The 1907-nt window shown below is 65.8% G+C and carries 2 protein-coding genes; both read right to left on the reverse strand.

The genetic code is table 11. The features are described from left to right. Positions 1 to 91 precede the first annotated feature (91 nt). Positions 92 to 907 carry an IS21-like element helper ATPase IstB gene (gene istB / locus ACH107_RS32385; protein WP_412509714.1) on the reverse strand — a complete coding sequence of 272 codons (816 nt, stop codon included), beginning with the start codon at positions 905 to 907 and terminating at the stop codon, positions 92 to 94. Beyond that, the coding region (locus ACH107_RS32390) for a Mu transposase domain-containing protein (protein ID WP_412509715.1) at positions 904 to 1907 on the reverse strand (1004 nt) is incomplete at its 5' end. The genes ACH107_RS32390 and istB, both read right to left, overlap by 4 nt.

Consider the following 1907-nt stretch of genomic DNA (forward strand, 5'->3'; position numbering starts at 1 on the left):
TTGTAGAGCGTCAACCACCTTGTCCGCGCGCGACAACCATCATGGCCGGTTTTGAGGCCGCCGGGGTTGGCGTGTTGTTTGGTGGTTTGGGTTAGGTTTCTCCTTCGTTCTTGTTGTCGGCGATGGTTGTCGCTGGGGCATCGGCCTGTGCCCGCTTGTTCAGGGCAGCCGCACGCTGACGGTAACTTTCGGCGTTCATCTCGAGGATGGCCGCGTGGTGGACCAGTCGGTCGATGGCCGCGACGGTCATGGCCTTGTCCGGGAAGATCTGATCCCAGCCGCTGAAGGGCTGATTGGCCGCGATGGCGATGCTGCGGTATTCGTAGCGCCGGGCGATCAGCTCGAAGAGGACGCCGGTTTCGGCCTGATCCTTGTGGGCGTAGGTGATGTCGTCGAGGATGATCAGGTCGAACTTGTCGAGCTTCGCCAGCGCTGCCTCGAGAACGAGATCGCGCCGAGCGGCCTGGAGTCTCTGCACCAGATCGCTGGTCGGGGTGTAGAAGACACGGTGTCCTGCCTCGATCAGGGCATGACCGATGGCGCAAAGCACGTGCGTCTTGCCGGTGCCGGAATTGCCGATGGCGATCAGGTTGCCGCCACCGTCCAGCCAGTCGCCGGCCGCCAGGGCCTCCACCCGGGCACGCGGCAGGGTCGGCAGCGCTTTGAAGTCGAAGGTCGCCAGCGTCTTCCCGGCCGGAAGCTGAGCTGCGTTCAGGTGTCGCCGGATGCGCCGCATGTCGCGCTCGGCCAGCTCATATTCCGCCAGCACGGCGAGGAAACGGGCGGCCGGCCAGCCTTCGGTATCGGCGCGTGTGGCGATCTCGCCCCAAAGCTTGTGGAAGCTGGGCAGCCGCAGCGCGGTCAGCATGGCGGGCAGCGTGTGGATGTCGACCTCGCGGGCGGTCATGTGCGAGCCTCCAGAAGGGCGTCGAAGCTGCCCAGTGCCGTGTGGGCGACGATCACATCCTTGGGTAACGCCATGCGCCTCGGGACCAGCCGGGACGCCAGCGCCTTGGGGTCCGGCACCTGGCCCGCGTCGAGGTCCTCTGCCAGCAGATGCGCCAGTTCGGCCTCGCATGCCTGGTCGTGGGCGATGAACAGCAGGTCGACCATCTGGCGGCAGGCGTCGCGTCGTGGCAGGTCCCGCTGCAACGCCTTCCAGGCCTCAGCGTATTCGGTCCGGGGAAACAGGCTGTCGCGGTAGATCGAACTCCAAAAAGCCTGCGGTTTGCGCCGCAGGGCATGGATCACGTGGTGGTAATTGATGACATGGACGCGGTGGCCACCTGCGCGCCCGCGGGCCCGGGGATGGGTCACGACGAGGGTGCTGCCGAGAAACGCCTCGATGCGATCATCATAGAGGTGGACGCGCAAACGCTGCCCGATCAGCTGCGACGGGGCGCTGTAGAAGATGCTCTTGACCAGGAAGCCACCCGTCCGCGTGACCGGCACCACGATCTCGGTGAAGTCGGTGGTGCGCCGCTGCGGCAAGGGCTTGAGGTGTGCTCGTTCCGCCTGGACGGCGGTGGCACGCTGCTTGTTGCGCCGCGCCACCAGCATGTCGACGAAGCGCCGGTAATCCTCGACGCAGGCGAAGTCGCGGCTGCCGCGCAGGATCAGCGCCTGTTCGATGGCTTTCTTGAGATGCCGGTTCTGGGATTCGACCGCCCCGTTCTCGTGGGCCTCACCGCGATTGTTGCGGCTGGCGTCCATGCCGTAATGGTCGACGAAGGCATCATAGCGCCTGGTGATGTCCTCGCGCTGATCCGCGGTCAGGTTGCGGAACCCGGCCGACAGGCTGTCGGTGCGGTGGTTTTGCGGTGCCCCGCCCAGTGACCAGAGGGCCTGTTGCAGGTTCTCGGCCAGCGCCGTGAAGCTCTCCCCACCGAGGACCACGCCGACATGTT

The organism is Roseovarius halophilus (ex Wu et al. 2025) (genome assembly GCF_047086965.1).